22 protein-coding genes, 1 pseudogene and 1 riboswitch are annotated in these 20322 nt (G+C 60.2%); of the genes and pseudogenes, 16 read left to right on the top strand and 7 right to left on the bottom strand.

The window, feature by feature from the left end; genetic code table 11:
- The first annotated feature begins 87 nt into the window (after nucleotides 1–87).
- A riboswitch (TPP riboswitch) is annotated at nucleotides 88–207 on the top strand.
- A gap of 127 nt (nucleotides 208–334) precedes the next feature.
- The 8 genes and pseudogenes from AC6I79_RS22725 to AC6I79_RS22690 all read left to right on the top strand — a co-directional run bounded on the left by AC6I79_RS22725 (nucleotide 335) and on the right by AC6I79_RS22690 (nucleotide 6224).
- Nucleotides 335–1279: an FAD-dependent oxidoreductase gene (locus AC6I79_RS22725; RefSeq protein WP_498027803.1), complete on the top strand. Its 945-nt coding sequence runs from the start codon at nucleotides 335–337 to the stop codon at nucleotides 1277–1279.
- Entirely contained in the window at nucleotides 1263–1460 is a 198-nt protein-coding gene (gene thiS, locus AC6I79_RS22720; protein ID WP_058776080.1) for a sulfur carrier protein ThiS, read from the top strand. Before AC6I79_RS22725 ends, thiS begins: the two co-directional genes overlap by 17 nt.
- Nucleotides 1461–1463: 3 nt before the next feature.
- Complete coding sequence (locus AC6I79_RS22715; protein WP_477529870.1) at nucleotides 1464–2222, top strand: thiazole synthase; 759 nt, start codon at nucleotides 1464–1466, stop codon at nucleotides 2220–2222.
- 10 nt (nucleotides 2223–2232) lie between these two features.
- Nucleotides 2233–3201, top strand: coding sequence for a HesA/MoeB/ThiF family protein (locus tag AC6I79_RS22710; protein ID WP_498027802.1), 969 nt, complete (start codon nucleotides 2233–2235; stop codon nucleotides 3199–3201).
- Nucleotides 3202–3278: 77 nt separating this feature from the next.
- Nucleotides 3279–3914, top strand: a pseudogene (locus tag AC6I79_RS22705) (ABC transporter ATP-binding protein); the annotation flags it as partial.
- Nucleotides 3898–4632: an ABC transporter permease gene (locus AC6I79_RS22700; protein ID WP_058776076.1), complete on the top strand. Its 735-nt coding sequence runs from the start codon at nucleotides 3898–3900 to the stop codon at nucleotides 4630–4632. The pseudogene AC6I79_RS22705 and the gene AC6I79_RS22700, both read left to right, overlap by 17 nt.
- A 9-nt stretch (nucleotides 4633–4641) precedes the next feature.
- Nucleotides 4642–5571, top strand: a complete 930-nt coding sequence (locus AC6I79_RS22695) for an ABC transporter substrate-binding protein (protein WP_058776075.1) — start codon at nucleotides 4642–4644, stop codon at nucleotides 5569–5571.
- Nucleotides 5572–5756: 185 nt separating this feature from the next.
- Nucleotides 5757–6224, top strand: a complete 468-nt coding sequence (locus AC6I79_RS22690; RefSeq protein WP_058759022.1) for a hypothetical protein — start codon at nucleotides 5757–5759, stop codon at nucleotides 6222–6224.
- A 77-nt stretch (nucleotides 6225–6301) separates the two neighbouring features.
- On the opposite strand, the gene AC6I79_RS22685 is transcribed toward AC6I79_RS22690, so the two are convergent.
- The 3 genes from AC6I79_RS22685 to AC6I79_RS22675 form a co-directional block, all read right to left on the bottom strand.
- A complete protein-coding gene (locus tag AC6I79_RS22685; protein WP_021508926.1) occupies nucleotides 6302–6601 on the bottom strand; it encodes a helix-turn-helix domain-containing protein in 300 nt (99 codons plus the stop codon).
- A complete protein-coding gene (locus AC6I79_RS22680; protein WP_058781070.1) occupies nucleotides 6585–6956 on the bottom strand; it encodes a type II toxin-antitoxin system RelE/ParE family toxin in 372 nt (123 codons plus the stop codon). Before AC6I79_RS22680 ends, AC6I79_RS22685 begins: the two co-directional genes overlap by 17 nt.
- 500 nt (nucleotides 6957–7456) lie before the next feature.
- A complete protein-coding gene (locus tag AC6I79_RS22675; protein ID WP_058759023.1) occupies nucleotides 7457–8374 on the bottom strand; it encodes a LysR family transcriptional regulator in 918 nt (305 codons plus the stop codon).
- Nucleotides 8375–8510: 136 nt separating this feature from the next.
- On the opposite strand from AC6I79_RS22675, the gene AC6I79_RS22670 reads away from it, so the two are divergent.
- Together AC6I79_RS22670 and nfsB are read left to right on the top strand one after the other, a co-directional pair.
- Entirely contained in the window at nucleotides 8511–9512 is a 1002-nt protein-coding gene (locus tag AC6I79_RS22670; RefSeq protein WP_021508931.1) for a zinc-binding alcohol dehydrogenase family protein, read from the top strand.
- Between the two features lie 104 nt (nucleotides 9513–9616).
- On the top strand, nucleotides 9617–10270 hold the full coding sequence (nfsB, locus tag AC6I79_RS22665) for an oxygen-insensitive NAD(P)H nitroreductase (protein WP_058776074.1): 654 nt from the start codon (nucleotides 9617–9619) through the stop codon (nucleotides 10268–10270).
- A gap of 37 nt (nucleotides 10271–10307) precedes the next feature.
- Here nfsB and AC6I79_RS22660 read toward each other — a convergent pair whose 3' ends face one another.
- A complete protein-coding gene (locus AC6I79_RS22660) occupies nucleotides 10308–11687 on the bottom strand; it encodes a heavy metal sensor histidine kinase (RefSeq protein ID WP_058776073.1) in 1380 nt (459 codons plus the stop codon).
- Complete coding sequence (locus AC6I79_RS22655) at nucleotides 11684–12358, bottom strand: heavy metal response regulator transcription factor (RefSeq protein ID WP_021508934.1); 675 nt, start codon at nucleotides 12356–12358, stop codon at nucleotides 11684–11686. Before AC6I79_RS22655 ends, AC6I79_RS22660 begins: the two co-directional genes overlap by 4 nt.
- 267 nt (nucleotides 12359–12625) lie before the next feature.
- Here AC6I79_RS22655 and AC6I79_RS22650 point away from each other — a divergent pair, with 267 nt between their 5' ends.
- Together AC6I79_RS22650 and AC6I79_RS22645 are read left to right on the top strand one after the other, a co-directional pair.
- Entirely contained in the window at nucleotides 12626–13396 is a 771-nt protein-coding gene (locus AC6I79_RS22650; RefSeq protein ID WP_021508935.1) for a transporter substrate-binding domain-containing protein, read from the top strand.
- A 38-nt stretch (nucleotides 13397–13434) separates the two neighbouring features.
- On the top strand, nucleotides 13435–14517 hold the full coding sequence (locus tag AC6I79_RS22645; RefSeq protein WP_125310237.1) for a DUF2817 domain-containing protein: 1083 nt from the start codon (nucleotides 13435–13437) through the stop codon (nucleotides 14515–14517).
- Here the strand turns inward: AC6I79_RS22645 and AC6I79_RS22640 are convergent.
- Nucleotides 14502–15272: a HalD/BesD family halogenase gene (locus AC6I79_RS22640; RefSeq protein WP_088517383.1), complete on the bottom strand. Its 771-nt coding sequence runs from the start codon at nucleotides 15270–15272 to the stop codon at nucleotides 14502–14504. The two genes, AC6I79_RS22645 and AC6I79_RS22640, sit on opposite strands and share 16 nt — an antisense overlap.
- Nucleotides 15273–15369: 97 nt before the next feature.
- Here AC6I79_RS22640 and AC6I79_RS22635 point away from each other — a divergent pair, with 97 nt between their 5' ends.
- The 4 genes from AC6I79_RS22635 to AC6I79_RS22620 all read left to right on the top strand — a co-directional run bounded on the left by AC6I79_RS22635 (nucleotide 15370) and on the right by AC6I79_RS22620 (nucleotide 18985).
- The gene (locus tag AC6I79_RS22635; protein WP_159377630.1) at nucleotides 15370–16269 is read left to right on the top strand and encodes a LysR substrate-binding domain-containing protein; all 900 of its coding nucleotides are present in this window, start codon (nucleotides 15370–15372) and stop codon (nucleotides 16267–16269) included.
- A 92-nt stretch (nucleotides 16270–16361) separates the two neighbouring features.
- On the top strand, nucleotides 16362–17657 hold the full coding sequence (locus AC6I79_RS22630; RefSeq protein ID WP_498013179.1) for an SLC13 family permease: 1296 nt from the start codon (nucleotides 16362–16364) through the stop codon (nucleotides 17655–17657).
- Nucleotides 17658–17684: 27 nt separating this feature from the next.
- Nucleotides 17685–18542 (top strand): AraC family transcriptional regulator, encoded by an 858-nt coding sequence (locus AC6I79_RS22625; RefSeq protein ID WP_059009250.1) that lies wholly within the window; start codon nucleotides 17685–17687, stop codon nucleotides 18540–18542.
- Between the two features lie 35 nt (nucleotides 18543–18577).
- The gene (locus AC6I79_RS22620) at nucleotides 18578–18985 is read left to right on the top strand and encodes a DUF2000 family protein (protein ID WP_058770312.1); all 408 of its coding nucleotides are present in this window, start codon (nucleotides 18578–18580) and stop codon (nucleotides 18983–18985) included.
- On the opposite strand, the gene AC6I79_RS22615 is transcribed toward AC6I79_RS22620, so the two are convergent.
- A complete protein-coding gene (locus AC6I79_RS22615) occupies nucleotides 18960–20321 on the bottom strand; it encodes an amidase (protein WP_498027801.1) in 1362 nt (453 codons plus the stop codon). The two genes, AC6I79_RS22620 and AC6I79_RS22615, sit on opposite strands and share 26 nt — an antisense overlap.
- Nucleotide 20322: the final 1 nt, after the last annotated feature.

Raw genomic sequence — 20322 nt, 5'->3', positions numbered from 1 at the left:
GGTATACCATATGTTGCAATTTTGATCCACAACGCGGGCAGCGCAGTTAACGTGCTGCTTGACGCCAGCCAGCGCCTGCAATACAAATAGACGCGTCGGGGGAGTCTCGCCTGAGAGACTGAGAGGCTAATAGCGCACTGCGCGGCTTAGCGACCCTTTGAACCTGACCCAGTTGATACTGGCGTAGGAAGACTGACGGTTTGATGTGCAAAGCCGTCTGGCGCAAAGGCGAGCCCGATCGCTGGCGCCGATTCCCTTCACCTGTATCTGCGGGTCTCAGTTATCACTGAGAGGCCGATGTGAATTCCCCAGATTATTTACCGGAACGTTATTCATGAGCCGCTGGAGCGTGCTCGGTAGCGGCGTGTCCGGGCTTTGTGTCGCCATGCTGCTGGCTGAACGCGGCGAAACCGTCGAGGTCATTGACGATGAAGCGCGTCAGCCTGCCTCGTGGTTTGCCGGTGGCATGCTGGCGCCGTGGTGTGAAGCTGAAAGCGCGCCAGCCGAGGTGATTACCCTCGGCCAGCATGCTGCGGCATGGTGGCAAACGCGCGTCAGCAGCGTGGTGCATCAGGGTACGTTAGTGCTGGCACCGCCGCGTGATAACCCGGAGTTAAATCGCTTCGCGCGCATGACGACGGCGCATCAATGGGTTGAGCCGGCGTCGCTCGAACCGGCGCTGGAAAACCGTTTTGCGCGCGGACTGTTTTTCCCGCGCGAAGCACATCTCGATCCGCGTCGCGCGCTGGCTGAACTGCGTGACAAGCTGCTGCAGTGCGGCGTCCGCTTTGATGCGCGCCAGCCATCGGGCCGGATCATCGACTGTCGCGGTATTCATGCCAGAGCGCAGCTCTCCGGTCTGCGCGCGGTGCGCGGGGAAATGCTGATCCTGCAGAGTCATGAGGTGTCATTTTCCCGGCCGATTCGTCTGCTCCATCCGCGTTTTCCCTGTTATCTGGTGCCGCGTCGCGACGGCCACTTCATGCTCGGTGCCACCATGATCGAAAGCGACGATGCCAGCGCTATCAGCGCGCGCGCCATGATGGAACTGCTCAGCGCGGCCTACACCCTGCACCCGGCGCTGGCGGAAGCGCGCGTCATCGAAAGCGGCAGCGGTCTGCGTCCGGCATGGCCGGCTAATCTGCCGGAAATCCACTATCACAACGGTATTTTTTATCTTAACGGCATGTATCGTCATGGTTTTCTGCTGGCACCAATGATGGCAGAACAGCTGATGCAGCGCCTGTCCGGGGAGGTTAGCCATGAATATTCAGCTTAACGGCCGCACCATCAGCACTGAGGCCAGCAGCCTCAGCGAATTGCTGATCGAACAGCAAATCGATGCGGCCTGTGTTGCCACCGCCTGCAATGGCGATTTTGTGCCGAAAAGTCAGTATGCCAGCCTGCAGTTACAGGAAGGCTGGCAGCTGGAAGTCCTGTCACCGATGCAGGGAGGCTGAGCGATGTTTTACGATTTTACACCGCAGTCACGCTTGCTGCTCGGCACCGCAGGCTACCCTTCACCGGCGATTTTGCAGCAGGCGATCGCCACATCCGGCAGTGAAATTATCACCGTCAGCCTGCGCCGCGAAGGCACGGCGGGCGCGGCTTTTCGCGAGCTGCTGACGGGCCTGAATGTGCGCGTGCTGCCCAATACCGCTGGCTGCCACACGGTCAAAGAGGCCGTCACTACCGCGCACATGGCGCGCGAGCTGTTTAACACGCCGTGGATCAAGCTGGAAGTGATTGGTCATGCCGACACGCTGCAGCCCGATCCGTTCGCGCTGGTCGAAGCGGCACGCATTTTGTGCGCCGACGGCTTCCAGGTGTTTCCCTACACCACGGAAGATCTGATTGTCGGTGAAAAACTACTGGCCGCCGGCTGTGAACTGCTGATGCCGTGGGGCGCGCCCATCGGCTCCGGCCAGGGATTGCGAAATATTGACGGGCTGCGGGCGATGCGAGCCTGGTTCAGCGATATTCCACTGATCATTGATGCCGGCATCGGCGCGCCGTCACAGGCAGCGCAGGCGATGGAGATGGGCTTCGATGCCATCCTGCTCAATACCGCCGTGGCGAAAGCGGGCGATCCGGTGGCGATGGCGCGCGCGTTCAGCCAGGCGATCGCTGCCGGGCAGGGGGCGCGCGATGCCGGGCTGATGGAGAAGCGTGATATGGCCGTGGCCTCAACGCCGATCTTCGGCCTCGCTAACCTGAACTAAGGAGCGCGCAATGGAACGCTACCAACGCCAGATGATGCTGCCGGAGATTGGCGTCGTCGGGCAGCAGAAACTGGCTCGCGCCCGCGTGCTGGTAGCCGGTGCCGGTGGGCTGGCCGCCACGCTGCTGCCTCAGCTGACGGGCGCGGGCGTCGGTCAGCTGTGTCTGTACGATGACGATCAGGTCGCGCTGCATAACCTGCATCGCCAGACGCTGTTCACCCTGCAGGATGTGGGTCGCAGCAAAGCTGTGGCGGCGCAGCAGGCTTTGCAGCAGCGTAATCCTGAGGTGCAAATCGAGGCGGTGCCCGAGGCGCTGAGCGCCAGCAATATTGCGCAGGCGCTGACGGGGTGCGATCTGGTGATTGATGCCGCCGATAACTTCGCGGTGACTTACCAACTGTCGGATGCCTGCTTCCAGGCAGGCATACCGCTGATCAGCGCCTCGGTGCTGGGTCGTCAGGGCTATGCTGGCGGTTTTTGCGGCGGCGCGCCGAGCTATCGTGCGCTGTTTCCGCAGCTGCCCGCCTCCGCGGCTAACTGCAACACCGCCGGCGTGATGGGTCCGGCGGTAGCAACGCTGGGCGCAATGCAGGCGCAGATGGCGCTCAGCGTGCTGCTCGGACTACAACCCTCACCGCTCGGCTGCATGGTCAACTGTGACTTTGTCAGCTGGCACTTTCGTTCATTCCGCTTTGATGCGGCACAGGAACCGGCCCAGCCCGGCGTGCCGTTTATTGATGCTCACCTGTTACAACCCGGAGACTGCGTTGTGGAGCTGCGCAGCTGCGAAGAGGCGCCCGCCAGCGTGGCCGATCGGGTTGAGCGCGTATTGCCGCACGAACTGGACGCCTGGCAGCCACCGGCGGATCGCCGCATCGTACTGGTCTGCGCCAGCGGCATCCGGGCAGCGCAGGCGGCCAGCGCACTGGCGCAGCGCGGCTTTAATCAGCTGGCGATTCTGGCGGCGCGCCGGCCATGACGCAGGACATCCGCTTTGACCAGGTGAGCTTTGCCTGGGGCGAAAAACAGCTGTGCGATCGGCTCAATCTGCAACTGCGCGGCGGCAAAACCACGGTGCTGCTGGGCTGCAGCGGCATTGGTAAAAGCACGCTGCTGCGTCTGGTGGCCGGCTTAGTGCAGCCGCAGCAGGGCAGCCTGAGCGGTATTGCGCAGCACGTGGCATGGATGGGGCAGCAGGATCTGCTCTATCCGTGGCTGACGGTGCTGGAAAATGTGATGCTGACGGCGCGTCTGAGCGGTGCGAAGCCGGACCGCGTGCGGGCGCACCATTTGCTGGCGCAGGTGGGACTGGAAGACGAGGCGCAAGCCGCGCCCTCACAGCTCTCGGGTGGCATGCGGCAGCGGGTCGCGCTGGCGCGCACGCTGTATGCGCAGCGCGAGCTGGTGCTGATGGATGAGCCATTCGCCACGCTGGATGTCATGACCAAACATCAGCTGCAAACGCTGACCGCGACGCTGCTGCGCGGCAAAACGGTGCTGCTGGTGACGCACGATCCGCTGGAAGCCTGCCGCATGGCCGATGACATTCTGCTGTTGCACGGCCAGCCGCTGCAGGTGACGCACTGGGCTGTGCCGGCAGGTACGGTGCCGCGCGCGCTCAATGATGCCGGACTGCTGCAGGCGCAGGCCGAACTCTTTTCCCGACTGAATTCCTATGAAAAAGCTGAGTAGTGGTATCTACCTGATCGCGGTGGTGCTGGGCGTGTGGCTGCTGGCGCGCCACAACGGCGTACCGGCATTTCTGCTGCCGGCACCGCAGGCGGTGCTGGAGGCTCTGTGGCAAAAGCGGCAGCTGCTCGCGCATCACGCAATGTTCACGCTGGCGGAAATTGTGCTGGCGCTGCTGCTGGGCGTCGGGGGTGGCGTGGTGCTGGCGGTGCTGATGGCCTCCAGCCCGCTACTGCGTCGGGTGCTGTTTCCGCTGGTGACGGCCAGCCAGACCATCCCGGTATTTGCGCTGGCCCCGCTGCTGGTGTTGTGGCTGGGTTTTGGCATCGCGTCAAAAGTCGTGGTGGCGGCGCTGATTTTGTTTTTCCCGCTGTGCCTGTCGCTGTTCGACGGTTTATGCCGTACGCCTGCCGGCTGGCTGGAGCTGGCGCAAACGCTGTATCCCTCGCGCTGGCGCATTTTCTGGCGCGTGCGCTGGCCGGCTGCGCTGCCGCAGTTTTTCGCCGGCCTGCAGATGGCGGTGGTGCTGGCACCCATTGGGGTGGTGATCGGCGAGTGGGTCGGTGCCAGCGAAGGGTTGGGCTACCTGATGATGCAATCCAACGCGCGGCTGGAAACGGCCACCAGTTTTGCCGCACTGCTGCTGTTAATGAGCCTGGCGCTGCTGCTCTCAGCGGCGGTGGCGCTGGTGCGTAAAAAATTTCTCTGGCAATCATACTAAGGAATTTGAGTGAATAGACTTCTTCGTGCCATCGCTTCATTACTGCTGCTGGCCACCATCAACGCGCAGGCAGCCGAAAAGGTGCGGCTGCTGCTCGACTGGTTCATTAACCCTAACCACGCGGCGATCTTTGCCGCTCAGTACAGCGGGGCGTTTCAACAGCAGGGACTGGATGTCGAGATGATTGCCCCGGCGGATTCCGCGTCGGTACCGCTGTTGCTGGCGGCAGGTAAGGCGGATCTGGCGATTAGCTATCAGCCGCAGCTGTATACGCTGGTGGACAAGCAGGTGCCGGTGATCCGGGTTGGCACGCTAATTAACCAGCCGCTGAACACCCTGACAGCCGTATCGGGCGATATCCACAGTATTAAAGATTTCGCCGGTAAATCGATTGGCTATGCGATTCCCGGCGCGGAAGATGTGGCTATCCGCAATATGCTGAAATCGCAGGGCGTCGACGTTAACAGCGTGAAGCTAGTAAATCTGAATATGGACGCCGTCTCCGCGCTGCTGACGCATAAAATTGACGGCGCGCTGACCATCTTCCGTAACTACGAGCTGCTGGATTTGCAGGACAAAGGCGCAAAGCCGGTGTCGTTTAAACCGGAAGATTACGGCGTACCGGCTTACGATGAGTTGATCATTCTGGCCAACAGCAACACCGCGGCAAACGATGCGCGCATCCCGGCATTTCTGCGTGGGCTGGATGCGGGCATCGCCTGGCTGCGCGCTCACCCGCAACAGGCGTGGCAGGCGTTCATTAAGCGTTACCCTGAACTGGATACGCCGCTCAATCATCAGGCCTGGCAGGCGACGCTGCCTTATTTTGCAACGCACAGTGCGGAATTCAATCAGGCGCGTTATCAGGCATTTGGTGAATATATGAAAGCCAACGGGCTGATCACCACCGTGGCGCCGCTGGCGCGCTATTCACTGTAATCCATCCGCTTGCGCCGTTTTCCCGGGCCGGGAGAACGGCGCGCGTTGACATTGTGTGCGGCCGGGGGACAAACGAAGACCCGCATCCCCGGTTTTCGGAAAATACTGGATTTCTGTGACTGTTATCACTGCGCGGGTAACGCTAAAATAAATACTTCTCATTTAGCAGAAGGTTTTTCGTCACGATGTTTTCGCGTTTCACACTGGCCACGTTAACGGCCACACTCCTGCTCACCGGCTGCGCGCGTCATGCTGCCAGCGACAGCAGCGCTGATGCTGCCGCCGCAGAAGCCCCGGCTACTGCTTCCGCTCCGGTCGAAAACAACGACAGCGCTTCGCCGTTTGCCAGCGGACCGACCGTTATCAATGTCTCCCATCTGGTGACGCGCACCGACGATGGCTCATCCGTGTACGTGACGGTGGATGGGCAGGAAGCCGGACTGCTGCAAAAGGGCGAGAGTAAAGAGCTCCGCGTTCCGGCCGGTAAACACCAGATTGGCGGCTACGTGCAAACACTGTTTGGTTTTGGCAAAGTGACCATTCCTGCGGTCGATGTCACCACAGACACCAATGGCCCGAAAAACGTGGTCTACTCCGTTACGCGGCAAAAACCGCAGTTCAGCGAAAGCGCTGCCACGCCAAACAACTCCTGATTGACTGCGGTGCGGGCCAGGTGTCGGCACCGTTGATCGAAGTCTGGGGCAGGGCGTAATACGCTCTGCCTGAACGGTCAGATAATTAAGTCAACATGCTGGCCACCCGGCATCTTTACACCCAGCGTCAGCTCTCCACCCAGCGCCTCAATGTAGCGCTTCAGCGTGGAAATTTTTAACTCTGCACCACGCGCTTCCATCGCCGCCACAGATGACTGGGCAATGTGCATGGCCTGCGCTTGCTGACGCTGAGTCCGCTGCATCTGCTCACGTAATTGATAAAGCTGGTATTCCAGACGCATCTGGCTGACGCGTTCATCGACCTGATGTTGCTGTTCGGGCGTCAGCGCCGCCAGCATCTCATCCAAGGTTTTCATTATGAGTTTCCCCGATTGCGTTCAGATGATGATGGTATTCGGTTTCGGCAATGTGAAGCATCTGCTGATAGAAACGCTTCTGATTTTTACCCTGTTTGTTGCCGGCACACAGCACAATCGCATGGCGGCGCGGATCGAAAACAAAAAAGCTGCGGATGGGACGACCTTTACTTTGCACGCGTAGCTCTTTCATATTGGGCACCCGCGATAACATCAGAGTATCAACGAAAGGGCGACCGAGATGCGGACCGTCCTGCGCCAGAAGCTTCAGGGCGGCAAGCACGTCGAGACGCAACGCTTCATCCTGAGCCTGCAACCATTTCCAAAACCGATCTGTTGCTTCAACCTGCCACACGATGCCATCCTTGATAGTCTGTAGTCTATTTTATCGTCTGCAGTCTATCAAGGCTCGCGGATTAAAAAATCCGTGACGGGGAATTTATCTCATCTTTCGAGTCTGGCTCGCAAAAAACAGCGGTAAAGCGCAGCGCAATAAGCCATCAGTGCATCAACGCATACACGACATCAATCGCGTTGATGACCAGGAAGAACAGGATAATGTGGGTGAGGGTATTAACGGACATCGCTTTGGGTTGAGACATCATCAGTCCTGAATAATTAACGTGAATACAGTGAAGTAACGTTAAATATTACCTGTTAAGAATAAGATTACTATGCTGTGCCACGGTTATCAGAGGTGCCGGACGGCTGCGTTTTCATGCGCGGGTTCAGAAGACACCACATTTCATCCGCTTGCGGCCGCGCGTCCTTAATTTTAAAGATAAATCGCAGGGGCATTCGCCTGATGGCTGGCCCGGATTGCGTGGCTAATGGCGTCGAGGCGCAGCGGTGAGATTAAATCGCCGGTAAGATTTGCGCCGTCAGAGTGCGTAAATGTTCACGCAGTAATTGATGTAAAGCGCGAATCGCCGGCGAGAATTGTTTGCGATGCGGGCAGATTAAATGCAGCGGCGTGCTTTCACCTGGCAGCTGCGGCAGCACCCGTTCCAGCCGGCCGTGTCTGATATCATCGCAGACATCAAGCCAGGATTTATAAGCAATCCCCATTCCGGCAATCGCCCAGCGGCGCGCCACTTCAGCGTCGTCGCACAGCAGCCGGCTTTTCACCGTAATCTGTCGCCGCATCCCTTCCTGCGGGAAGGTCCATTTATCATACACGTGGCCGCCCATGACAAACGGCAGACAGTGATGCTGTGCCAGATCCTCGAGTTTTTCCGGACGGCCATGTCGATCGAGATAATCGGGTGCGGCGACCATCACACGGCGGTTTTCTTCCGCCAGCGGTAGCGCGACATAGCTGCTGTCCTCCAGCTTACCGTAGCGAATGGCGATATCCACCGGATCGCGGAACACGTCACTCACCTGATCGGAAAACGAGAGACGCAGCCCGAGCGCCGGATGCGCCCGGCAAAACTCTGTCAGCAGCGGCAGAATAATATGACGGCCGATGTCAGACGGCAGAGCGATTTTCAGCTCGCCGCTCAGGGCATCGTCGTGGCTTTGCAGGCTTTCTGCACCGGCGTGCATTAGCGCCAGCATCTCCTGCGCGAACGGCAGATACTTTTCGCCTTCCGCCGTTAAACGCAGGCTGCGCGTCGATCGCGCAAACAGGCGGCGATCGAGATCGCGCTCCAGCCGCTGAATGGCGGCGCTGACCTGACCGGGCAGCAGGTTGGCTTCGCGCGCTGCGCGGGAAAAGCTGCCCAGCGCGGCAGAGCGCACAAACAGGGTGACATCTTCTAAACGAATCATCGACGTTCTCGCCATTATCGGGATTTTCACTCTACGAGTGAAAGTGTTGTCCTGCAACAGGCATTTTTCCCGGCGCGATGTCTGGCTATGCTGCTGTCAACACCCTGAAAATATTCACTCACCTGGAGCCTGTTGCATGAAAGCGATTGTTTATAGCCAAAACGGTTTACCGATTTCAGATGAAAATGCGTTGTATGAACTGGACGTGGCGAAACCGCAGCCAGGCGCACGCGATCTGCTGGTAAAAATCAGTGCGATTGCGGTTAACCCGGTTGATACCAAAGTGCGCGCGGGCGCCCCGACAGACACGCCGCGCATTCTCGGCTGGGATGCGGTGGGCGTGGTCGAGGCGGTGGGCAGCGATGTCACGCTGTTTCAGCCCGGCGATGAAGTTTACTACGCCGGCGACATCACGCGCGCTGGCAGCTATGCCGAGTACGGACTGGTGGATGAACGCATCGCCGGACTCAAGCCGCGCACGCTGAGCGACGCCGATGCCGCCGCGCTGCCGCTGACGTCGCTCACCGCGTGGGAACTGCTGTTCGACCGCCTGGAAATTGATGCTGCCGACGAAGGCACATTGCTGATCATCGGCGCGGGCGGCGGCGTGGGTTCGATGCTGACGCAGCTGGCGCGCAAACTGACCCGACTGACGGTCATTGGTACCGCCTCTCGCCCGGAAACCGCCGACTGGGTGCGCTCGCTGGGTGCCCATCATGTTATCGATCATCAGCGTCCGCTGGGTGAGCAGCTGGCAGCGATTGGCCATAAAGAGGTGCGCTACGTGGCCTCACTGACCCATACCGACAGCTACTATCCGCAGTTGATCGATGTGCTGGCTCCGCAGGGCAAACTGGCGCTGATTGACGATCCGGAAACACTGGATGCGGTGCCGCTGAAGCGCAAAGCCATCTCGCTGCACTGGGAACTGATGTTTACCCGCTCGCTGTTCCATACCGCCGATATGCAGCGCCAGCATCAGATTCTGCAGCAGGTGAGTCAGCTGATTGACGATCAAACCCTGCAGACCACCGCTGGCGAGCATCACGGCAGCATCAGCGCGGCCAACCTGCGTAAAGCGCATGCGTTGATTGAGAGCGGTCGCGCACGCGGCAAGATCGTCCTCAGCGGCTTTTAAGTCATTAAAACACGTAAGGTTAACCGTCCGTCAGCCCGGACGGTTATGGTAGCGACTTTGCTATTTATCTGCGCTCTGGCGCAATCTTCAATCAGGAGACTCTCATGACCCTTAATGATGCGGTTGCCCGCCGTCACACCGTAAAAGCTTTCTCTGCGGGCAAAACGCTGCCGCAGCAGGAGATCGACACGCTGCTTAACCTGCTGCGCAACAGCCCGTCATCGGTTAACTCGCAGCCGTGGCACTTTGTTGTCGCGTCGACTGCGGAAGGGCGGGAAAAGATGGCGCAATCCACCAGCGGCGCGTTCATTTACAACAACCCTAAAGTGCTAAACGCCTCACACGTGATTGCGCTGTGCATGCGCACCGATCTGGATGAAGCGCACCTGCAAAATGTGCTGGCGCAGGAAGAGAAGGACGGGCGTTTTGCCAAACCTGAAGCCAAAGCCGGTCAGGATAAGAGCCGCCGCAGCTATGTGGATATGCACCGTTATGAGCTGCGCGACGTGCCGCAGTGGATGGAGAAACAGGTCTATCTGGCGCTGGGCGGACTGTTACTGGGCGCCGCGATGCTCGGCATTGATGCCACGCCGATGGAAGGTTTCGATGCGCGCGCGCTCGACCAGGCGCTGGGCCTGCGCGAACAGGGCTTTACCAGCGTGGTTCTGGTTTCGCTTGGCTATCGCAGTGAGGAAGATTTCAACGCCACGCTGCCGAAATCACGTCTGCCGCAGGACGAAACCTTTACCTTTATCTAAAGGGGCTAACCAGGTGCGTGTCTGCGCACCAGCGCGCTTAACGTGGGAACCGCAGGCAAAAACGGGTAATGCCGTGTTCGCTGCTCACCGTGCAACTGCCCTGATGCAGTTGCATGATCCCGCGCACGATCGACAAACCCAGCCCACTGCCGCCCTGCTGACGCGACGCATCGGCGCGCCAGAAGCGGTCAAACAGGCGTGCCTGCTGATCCTGACTCAGCGTCGGCCCCGGATTCTCCACCACCAAAAGCACGGCGTCTGGCTGCGTAATGCTGGCGACGTGAATGGTGCCGTCGCGCGTGCCGTAATGCAGCGCGTTGGCGATCAGATTTGCCAGCGCGCGCTGCAACAACTGCGGATCGGCGTGCAACTCGCCGTGCAGCGCGATGGCCAGCTGCATCTGCTGTTCTTCCGCCATGCCCTCAAAATAGTCGTGTAACCGCTCACCCAGCGGGGCCAGATCGATGCGTTGCCTGTCCAGCGCCTGGCTGACATCTTCGGCTTTGGCGAGAAACAGCATGTTATCAATCATCTTCGCCAGCCGCTCCAGCTCGGCATACTGGGAACCCAGCAGCGTTTGATAGTCGCTGACGCTGCGCGGCTGGTTCAGCGCCACTTCCGTCTGACCAAGCAACGTGCCAATCGGCGTGCGCAGATCGTGTGCCATGTCCGCTGAGACCTGGCTAAGTTGCTGATAACCTTGCTCCAGCCGGCTCAGCATCTGGTTGAGCGCTGCCAGCAGCGGTTGCAGCTCGCCTGGCGCGCTGGTCAGTTCAATGCGATGCGACAGTCGCCGCACGTCGATCACCCCGGCTTCCGCTGCCAGCCGGCGCAGCGGCGTCAGGCCGCGGCGCACCAGCAGCACACTGATCGCGGCGACCAGCAGCGCCGCCAGCGCGGTGCACAGGATAATCTGGTGGCGATAGCCGGTGAGGGTCTGCGTGCGGTCGCTCATCAGGCGACCGGTGATGATTTCGATCTGGCCGCTACCATCGCGCGTTGGCGTTAACGCGGCGGCGGCAATAAACGGTGTGCCGTCCGCCGCCTGCTGGTGATGGACCGATTGCAGGGTTAACGGCTGATCGGCGGCGACCGGCGTAATGGCTGGTACCGGACGCCCGCCGGGATTGATCACGATCAGCGGCGGCTGGCCGGGAAAGCGCAGCACCAGCAACGATTCGGTATTGCCCAGCATGTTGGCGAACAGCCGCGGCTTCTGCTGAATCAGCGTCAGCGCATCTTCATCGCGCAGCAGCGTGCGCATTTGATCGATGCGCGTCAGCAGGGCTGCGTCATCGCGCACGCCGATCTGCTTCGCCAGTGCGTGATACAGCGCCATGCCGCTGAGTGTAAAAATGACCACCACCGTAGCACTGAGCAGTAGCGAAAGGCGGACGGCGAGCGAGCGGGGTTTCATGTTTCAGCTTCGCAGCGATAACCGACACCGTGCACGGTATGAATTAATGGTCGGGTAAAAGGGCCGTCAATTTTCTGCCGCAGCCGTTTTACTGCCACATCCACTACGTTGGTGTCGCTGTCAAAATTCATATCCCAGACGCGCGATGCAATCACCGTGCGTGTCAGTACCTCGCCGGGATGCAGCAGAAACAGATGCAGCAGATTGAACTCTTTGTTGGTCAGGTCGATGCGCTGTCCGGCGCGCTCGACCCGGCGACGGGCAATATCCAGCTGCAGATCGGCCAGCGTCAGGATGTCGGGCAGCTTCTGCTGGCTACCGCGCCGCAATTGAGTGCGCACGCGCGCCAGCAGTTCGGCGAAGGAGAAGGGTTTGACCAGATAGTCATCGGCACCCAGTTCCAGCCCTTTGATGCGATCTTCCACCGTGCCTTTGGCGGTCAGGAAAATCACCGGCGTTTGCAATTGCTTATCCAGCTGCGCCATCACCTCCCAGCCATTGATGCCGGGCATCATCACATCCAGCAGAATCAGATCGTAATGGTGCTCCTGCGCATAAAACAGGCCATCCTGACCGTTTTCCGCCACGTCGACGATAAAACCGGCCTCGGTCAATCCTTTGCGCATGTAATCACGCGCCCCGGCTTCATCTTCTATCACCAATATTTTCATGCGATCTCCCGGCAGTGGCGGCCGCTTGCTGATGGCGGGCAGTATAACGCGGGTTAGCATAGAAAACCGAGGCTGACAGCGGCATGAGCCCCTGATGACAAAATCATGACAGAGCGTTAAGTAAAACTTAATGGCGCGACAAATTTCGCTAACCCATTAACATATATAAGAATTTGCTCTGCATTTTTGCGCGCTTTTGATGGTGGCGTCAGCGGCATCGTGTTATTACAAGGTTAAAACCTGTGAGAAAGCCTGCCGGAGAGCATCATGAAAAAGCGTTGGTCTTTTGCCTTACTGTTGTCACTCAGCGCCCTCAGCCAACTGGCTGCGGCGCAGCAGACGCTGCGTTTTGGCGTCGATCCCACTTTTCCACCGTTCGAATCCAAAGCCAGCGATGGCTCGCTGCAGGGTTTTGATATTGATCTGGGCAATGCCATCTGTGCGCAGGCCAAAGTGAAATGTCAGTGGGTGCAGATTGGCTTTGACGGCAGCATTCCGGCGCTGCAGGCGAAGAAATTTGACGCCATTCTGTCGGCGATGTCGATGACGGAGAAGCGCCGCGAGCAGGTGGCGTTCAGCGATATGCTATACATCACGCCCAGCGCGCTGCTGACGCCTGCCAACAGCACGCTGACGGCGGATATCAGCACGCTGCGCGGGAAGAATATCGGCGTCGCGCAGGGCACCATCCAGGAAACCTACGCCAAAACGAAGTGGGCACCGCAGGGCGTCAACGTGGTCTCGTATCCGAATCAGATGGAGATCTATCCGGATCTGGTAGCGGGTCGACTCGATGCCAGCCTGGCGAATGCGGTTTCGGCCGAGCAGGGCTTTCTCAACACGCCGGAAGGCAAGGGTTATGTCAATAAAGCCACGCTGGTGGATAAAGCATTATTGGGGAACGGCGTAGGTATCGGGCTGCGTAAAGGCGATACGGCCAATCTTACTTTAATCAACAATGCGCTGGCTGCGCTGCACAGCAACGGCACTTACGACCGGCTGGCGCAGAAGTACTTTAAAGTTAAGGTTTATCCCTAATCGCAGGGCGATTTGCCTTCATTACGCACAGGAAAATCATGTCTTTACTCCCTGATTATACCCAGCAGCGGGCGCGATTCCTGGCCGCCGTCACGCGCCAGCACGGCGCGCTGACTGCCTATCGCCATCCGCTGACCGCGCCCGACGGGGCCGCGCTGTACACCGACGTTGCGGTGATCGGCGATCCGGCGGCTCCCAAACGCATGCTGATTCTCTCCGGCACACATGGTGTGGAGGGCTATTACGGTTCAGACAGCCAGATCGCCTGGCTTGATAGCTTCGATGTCGCCGCGTTACCGCCCGACTGCGCCCTTGTGCTGGTCCATCTGCTAAATCCATGGGGCGCTGCGCATCTGCGGCGCGTCAATGAAGACAATATCGATCTCAACCGGAATTTCATCGATTTCAGCCAGCCCGCACCCGCTAATCCGCACTATGCGCTATGGCACGATCTGTACCACGGCGACCGCGCACATGCCGATCGGCTGCTGGCGGAGACACTGCAGCAGTCAGGCTGGCCGGCGCTAAAACGGGTAGTGGAAGCGGGACAATATCAGGCAGCAGATGGCCTGTTTTATGGCGGGCAGCAGCCGGCCTGGTCGCACCGCACGCTGCACTCCATCGTCGAACAGCATCTGCGTCAGGCGCAGGTCATCCTGAGTTTCGACCTGCACACCGGTGCCGGCGCGTGGGGCCATCCGATGCTGCTGGCGATTGCTGAACAGCGCTATCCGGCGCATGACTGGGGCAAGTCGTTATACGATGAGTGGCTGACGCTGCTGTTTACCGGCGCCGGGCGCGACAGCGACACCGGGGTGACTGCCACGGCAACGGGCTATGTCTCGCAGTTTCTGCTGACGTCGCTGCCTGACACGCAGCTGCTGCCATTGGTGGTGGAGTGCGGCACTTATCCGGGTGAGGAGATGCACCGCCGGGTGCGCGACGATCACTGGCTGCATCTGCAGGGCGATCCGGCAAGCCACGCCGGACGCGCGCTGAAGCAGCAGCTGGTGGAGGGGTTCTGGCCCGCCGATGAAGACTGGCGCGCCTTAACTGCGTTTCGTACCCGGCAGATTTTCCTGCGCGGCTGGCGCGCGCTGGTGGCTTACAACCGGCCGTAAAAGGTCATGCGCGCGGTTTCGGACAGCGCGATACCGGGCTGAGTGTTGTAGGCCAGCACCGCCAGCATACGCGTGACATCGCCTTCGGTGGGCGTCACGCGGTGCAGCGAATTACGCCCGCGAAACAGCACCAGGTCACCGGCATCAATCTCCAGCGCCTCGACCGGCTGGCGCTGATCGAGCACGGCGGCGACGCCGTCGTAATTCATCTCGCCGGCATCGGCATCGCGCAAATCTTTCACATACTCAAATACACCGCCGCCGCGCGGTTTTTGCACCAGCAGCGTGATGGCGAAAGAGGAGTTGTCAAAATGCCAGCCGAGTTCCTGGCCGTCAGGCGCGTAATGCAGATTGATGGACGACAGCGGGTCGGCATACGGATACAGTGCGTCTTCGTCCAGCACATCACACAGAAAGCGTTTAAACAGTTCGTCATTGTACAGCTGACGCAGCGGCGATTCCGCTGCAATCACATCGTCGGTAATGCAGCCTTTGGTGCTGATTACGTCACGATTGCGCGGATGATCGGCACGGTACGCCTCGTCCGGCTTCAGCAGATAGACGTTGTGCTTGCTGACGGTGTGGTAAGCCAGATGGCGCTGGGCCAGCCCGTCAGCCACGATCGCCTGCAGCGCCGCCGGTTGCAAAAACTGACGCAGCACCAGCGCGCCGTGTTGCTCCAGCTGCTGGCGACAGTGCCGACGCCAGTCGGCGTCGGCCAGTGGGTGCAAATCAAATCGAATCAAAGCAGACATCGCGGTGGTTCTCTGAGTTGGCAGGAGTAGAGACTGTAACGGCCTGATATGTTGATGCCTAACGATAAATATTTAACGCCTTGCTAAGGAAACCTTAATGCCTGCACCCGTGTCGCGTTTGCCGAAAATCAGCGTGATTCAGTCGTTCAAAGTGGCGGCGGAACTTGGTAGCCTGGCGAAAGCCGCCGCACAGCTGGCGCTGACGCCGGCTGCCGTCAGCCAGCAAATTCGTCAGCTGGAAGCGCAGCTGGGCAGCGCACTGTTTGTGCGTACCCAGAGCGGCGTGATGCTGACGGAAACCGGCAAAGAGTATCTGCGCTACGTTAGTGAAGCGTTCGACATTCTGCATCTGGGGCAGCAAAATTTGCGCCATGCGGCCAGCATGCCAAAGCTGACGCTCTATTCATTGCCGGCGCTGGCATCGAAATGGCTGCTGCCAAATATCACCGCCTGGCGGGCTCACTGCCCGGGCTGCGATCTCAGCCTGCACGGCACTCATGCGCCGGTGGATTTCAGCGCCACACCGGCAGATTTTGTCATCTGCTTTGGTGAGGATCGCTACCCGCAACTCGACAAGCAACGGCTGTTCTGTGACGAGGTGCTGCCGGTCGCCAGTCCGGCGCTGATCCAGCGTTACCCGGGCGAATCGTTGCTCAGCCAGGCGCCGTTGATCCATCTGGACTGGGGCAATGAAGGACGCTTTCTGCCCGACTGGCGCAGCTGGTTTCAGGCCAAAGGCAGCATGGAGCCGGCGGCCCAGCCAGCATTCAGTTTTAATCTCACTTCACTTGCGATCGACGCGGCGGTAGCCGGGGCTGGTGTGCTGCTGGGGCAGCGTCGCCTGATTGCCGGCGAACTGGCGCGCGGTGCGCTACAGGTGGTGGATCCGCTCAGCCTGCCGCTGAGCAAACCCTATTTCCTCGCCTGGCCACAGCGTTCCCGCAGTCAGTCCGGCAGCGAGGCGCTGATTCAGTGGCTGACGCAGCTGGCGAGTTAACAAACTGTTAACTACCGCAGCGTTCTGCGACAGGGATTGCCCTATGCTGATGCGCTTTGTGCGCAGTTGCGAAGAAAGGGAGTTCAGGCACGATGATCGAGTCCTCATTCTGGCTGACCACACTGGTGGTCAGCATCACAATTTTGCTGTGGGCGCTGGCGCGGTTGCCGGAATACCTTACCGCGCTGCTGTTTTTTGCGGCGGCGATGCTGCTGTCCATAGCGCCAGCCAGCAGCGTATTCAGCGGTTTTGCCTCCTCAGCGTTCTGGCTGGTGCTGAGCGGTTTTGTGCTGGGCGCGGCGATCCGCAAAGTGGGCCTTGCCCAACGCTGGGCCAACTGGCTGGTGGTGCCGTTCAGCCAGAGCTGGCCGCGGATGGTGGCGGGCACGGTGCTGCTGAGTTATCTGCTGGCGCTGGTGATGCCGTCGAACATGGGACGCATCGCGCTGCTGATGCCGGTGGTGCTGGCACTGGGCGAGCGGGCCGGTATCCGGCCGGGCAGTCGCGGCAGCATTGGGCTGGCGCTGGCGGTGGGCTTCGGCACCTTTCAACTCTCTGCCAGTATTCTGCCCGCCAACGTACCAAACCTGGTGCTGAGCGGCGCGGCGGAAAGCGCGTACCAGCTGCATTTGCAATGGCTGCCGTGGTGGCTGCTGCACATGCCGGTGGTGGGGCTGGGCAAAGGTATTCTGCTGGTTGCCTGCATTACGCTGCTGTTCCGCGCTCAGCCGCAGCCGGTGGCAACGCGGGAAGCATTGCCGGCGCTCAGCGGGCGCGAATGGCGGCTGATTGCCCTACTGGCCGTCACTCTACTGTTGTGGATGACCGACAGTCTGCACGGCTTATCCGCTGCGTGGGTCGGGCTGGCCGCGGCGTGTCTGTGTTTGTTACCGCGCGTGGGCTTTCTTTCGGGCGACGATTTTGCCAGCGGCGTCAATTTCCGCACCTGCATCTATATCGCCGGCATTCTCGGCGTCGCCACGGTGGTGGTGGACTCTGGCCTGGGGCGGCTCATCGCCAATGCACTGCTTCACCTGCTGCCGCTGCATGACTCGCCGTCATTCAGTAATTTTGCCGTGCTCAATGCGCTGGTGACGCTGCTGAATTTTGTGCTCACCGCCAACGGCGTGCCGGCGATGGTGACGCCGATGGCGCAGGAGCTGGCTGCCGCTTCGGGCTTTCCGCTACTGAGCGTGGTGATGTTGCAGGTTTTTGCCTACGCCACACCGCTGCTGCCATATCAGGCGTCGCCCATCGTGGTGGCAATGGGGCTGGGGAATGTGCCTGCCAGAGCCGGTCTGCAGCTGTGCCTGCTGGTGTTTGTACTGAGCGCGCTGCTGCTGTTACCGCTGGATTATCTGTGGTTCCGGCTGCTAGGCTATGCCTGATACGCCGTCAGAGGTCACGAATTCGCTATGTCAGCTACTAACGATTGGGTAGATTTCCGTCGCGATGAGGAAACGGGCATCGAAAGTGTTAACGCGCACTTCTGCGGCCATGCTTACGATCCGCATGACCACGACGAACTGCTGGTCGGCGTGACGCAGCAGGGGCTGCAGCGCTTTAACTGTCACCGCGCGCTGCACACCAGCACGCCGGGCCGCGCTATTCTGATTGAGCCGGGCGCGGTACACGATGGTCACGCGCCCGATGCCGCCGGTTTTACCTATGTGATGCTTTATCTGCCGCAACCCTGGGTGGCGGAGATGATGCAGCGCCGCGGGCTGGGCGATGTGGCGAATATTCAGGGGGCATTTCGCTCCACGCTCACCGATGATGCGCAGCTGGCCTCTGCGATTCAGCAGGCATGGTTTGCGGTGCATCAGCGGGAAGGGCGGCTGGCGCGCGATCAGAGCCTGGATCATCTGCTCACGCTGCTGTCCCGGCATCTGGAAAATAAACCCGGCATGCAACTCAGTGACGCTCAGCGGCAGATGCATCTGCTGCGTGACTATCTGCACGATTTTATGGCGCAGGATATCGGGCTGGACGATCTGTCGCGCTTGTCCGGCATCGATCGTTTCCGCCTGACGCGCCAGTTTAAGCAGGCGTTTGGCCAGTCGCCGCACGCCTATCTGGTGCGGCTGCGGCTGCGTAGCGCGCGTGCGCTGCTGGCACAGGGCGTTGAGCCAGTGCAGGTCGCAGCGCAGGTGGGCTTTGCCGACCAAAGCCACCTTGGCCGCTGGTTCCAGCGCGCTTATCGTCTGACACCCGCCGCCTATCAGCGCCAGTGCACAAACGTTCTATACCGCTCTCTGCCGGCTATCCGATGATGGGATTTTTAATCCTCAGCGGAGAGTTCTGACAGATGTTTGATACCAAAATTGCCCTGATCGTACGTGATGATTTAGCCACCTGGCAGCGCCTGAATGTGGTGGCTTTTCTGGCGACCGGCATTGCGGCGGCCGCGCCGGAGATGATGGGTGAACCCTACGTCGACGCGCTCGGTCGTCAGTACGGCAACATGGCCGGCCAGCCGATGCTGGTGTTTGCCGCCGATTTAGCTGGCCTGCAACGGGCGCATCGCCAGGGCGTGGAGCGCGAATTAACGCTGATTCCTTACGTCGAAGCGATGTTTTCCACCGGCCACGATGCCGCCAACCGCGCGGTGTTTCTGGCCGAAGACGCCGATAATCTCAACCTGGTGGGCATCGCGCTGCGCGGCCCGAAAAAGGCGGTGGATAAAGCCATCAAAGGGCTGGCGCTGCATGGTTGAACGGCGGGTGCGCCTGTTCAATCTGTTCTGCCGCCATTAACAGCACATCTTCCCGATTGCGCAGCGCCAGAAGCTCCAGGCCGATGGGTAACCCTTCCGTACTCAGGCCGACCGGAATGCTGATTGCCGGTGCGCCGGTAACGGCTGAAATCAGCGCGTTGCTGCCAGGCTGTAACTCGCCATGCTTCACCGGCGGATGGCGGACTACCGGATAAGCGAGCAGGTCGATCTGCTGCTGCTGAAAAAACTGCGCCAGCTGCTGATACAGCCTCTGCTGGCGCAGCTGCACCTCGCGATAGCCGTCACTCTGCATGCCGGCATGCTGCGCGCGGGTTTTGAAGGTGGCCTCCAGCTGGGGATGATAGCGCCCTGACGCGGCAATCGCCGCCAGCGTGCGCAGCGGTGCCTCGGGTTGAAGCGCCAGCCAGGCGGCCAGCGCGTCGGCAAATTCATAGGCAATGATATTGGCTTCCGTCGCCAGCATCTCCAGCTGCGGCCAGCTCAGCATGCGCGGCTGAAACGGTGCCACAGCATCCTGCACCGCCTGGTTAATCTCCGTTTCCTCTGCGGCAAATCCTTCCTGCCAGATACCGATGCGCAACGGCCGGTCGGGACGGGAAAAACGCTGGCCCGTGAGTATTTCACTGATCAGCCGCAAATCGGCCGCGTAGCGCACCAGCGGTCCGGGGATATCCTGGGTAGGCGACAGCGGCACGATGCCAGCACTGCTCAGTGCACCGCGCGTCATACGTAAGCCGAACAGGCCATTGAATGCGGCCGGAATGCGCACCGAACCAGCGGTATCACTGCCTATCGCCAGCGGCACGAAGCCTGCGGCCACCGCCACGGCTGAACCGCTGCTCGAACCTCCCGGAGAACGGCCTTGCTGCCAGGCATTATGGGTGAAGCCGTTCAGCGACGACGCGCCGGTGATGCCTGCCGCCAGTTCATGCATGGTGGTTTTGCCGATGAGGATTGCGCCAGCCTGACGCAGAGCCGTAACCAGCGGTGCATCCTCGCTGGCAATTACATCGCGCAGCAGCGCCGAACCGGCACTGGTCGGCCAGCCTTTGACTTCAATGTTGTCTTTAATCAGTAGCGGAATACCGGCCAGCGGGCCGACTGGCGCACTCTGCTGCCGTGCGGCATCGCTGGCATCGGCGGCTGCTAAGGCTTCATCGGCAAACAGCCAGCTGATGGCGTTGAAACGCGGCTGATCCACGTCAGCAATGCGCTGCAGCGCAAACGTGGTGAGCTGGCGTGCGCTCACCCGGCGCTGGGCCAGCGCCTGTTGCATATCCCCCAGCGATGCGGTGAGGTAATCAGCGTATTGCATG

The organism is gamma proteobacterium symbiont of Scutellera amethystina (assembly GCF_059730845.1).
The sequence above is the reverse complement of the archived record's forward strand: the minus strand, read 5'-3'. Positions and strand labels throughout refer to the sequence as shown.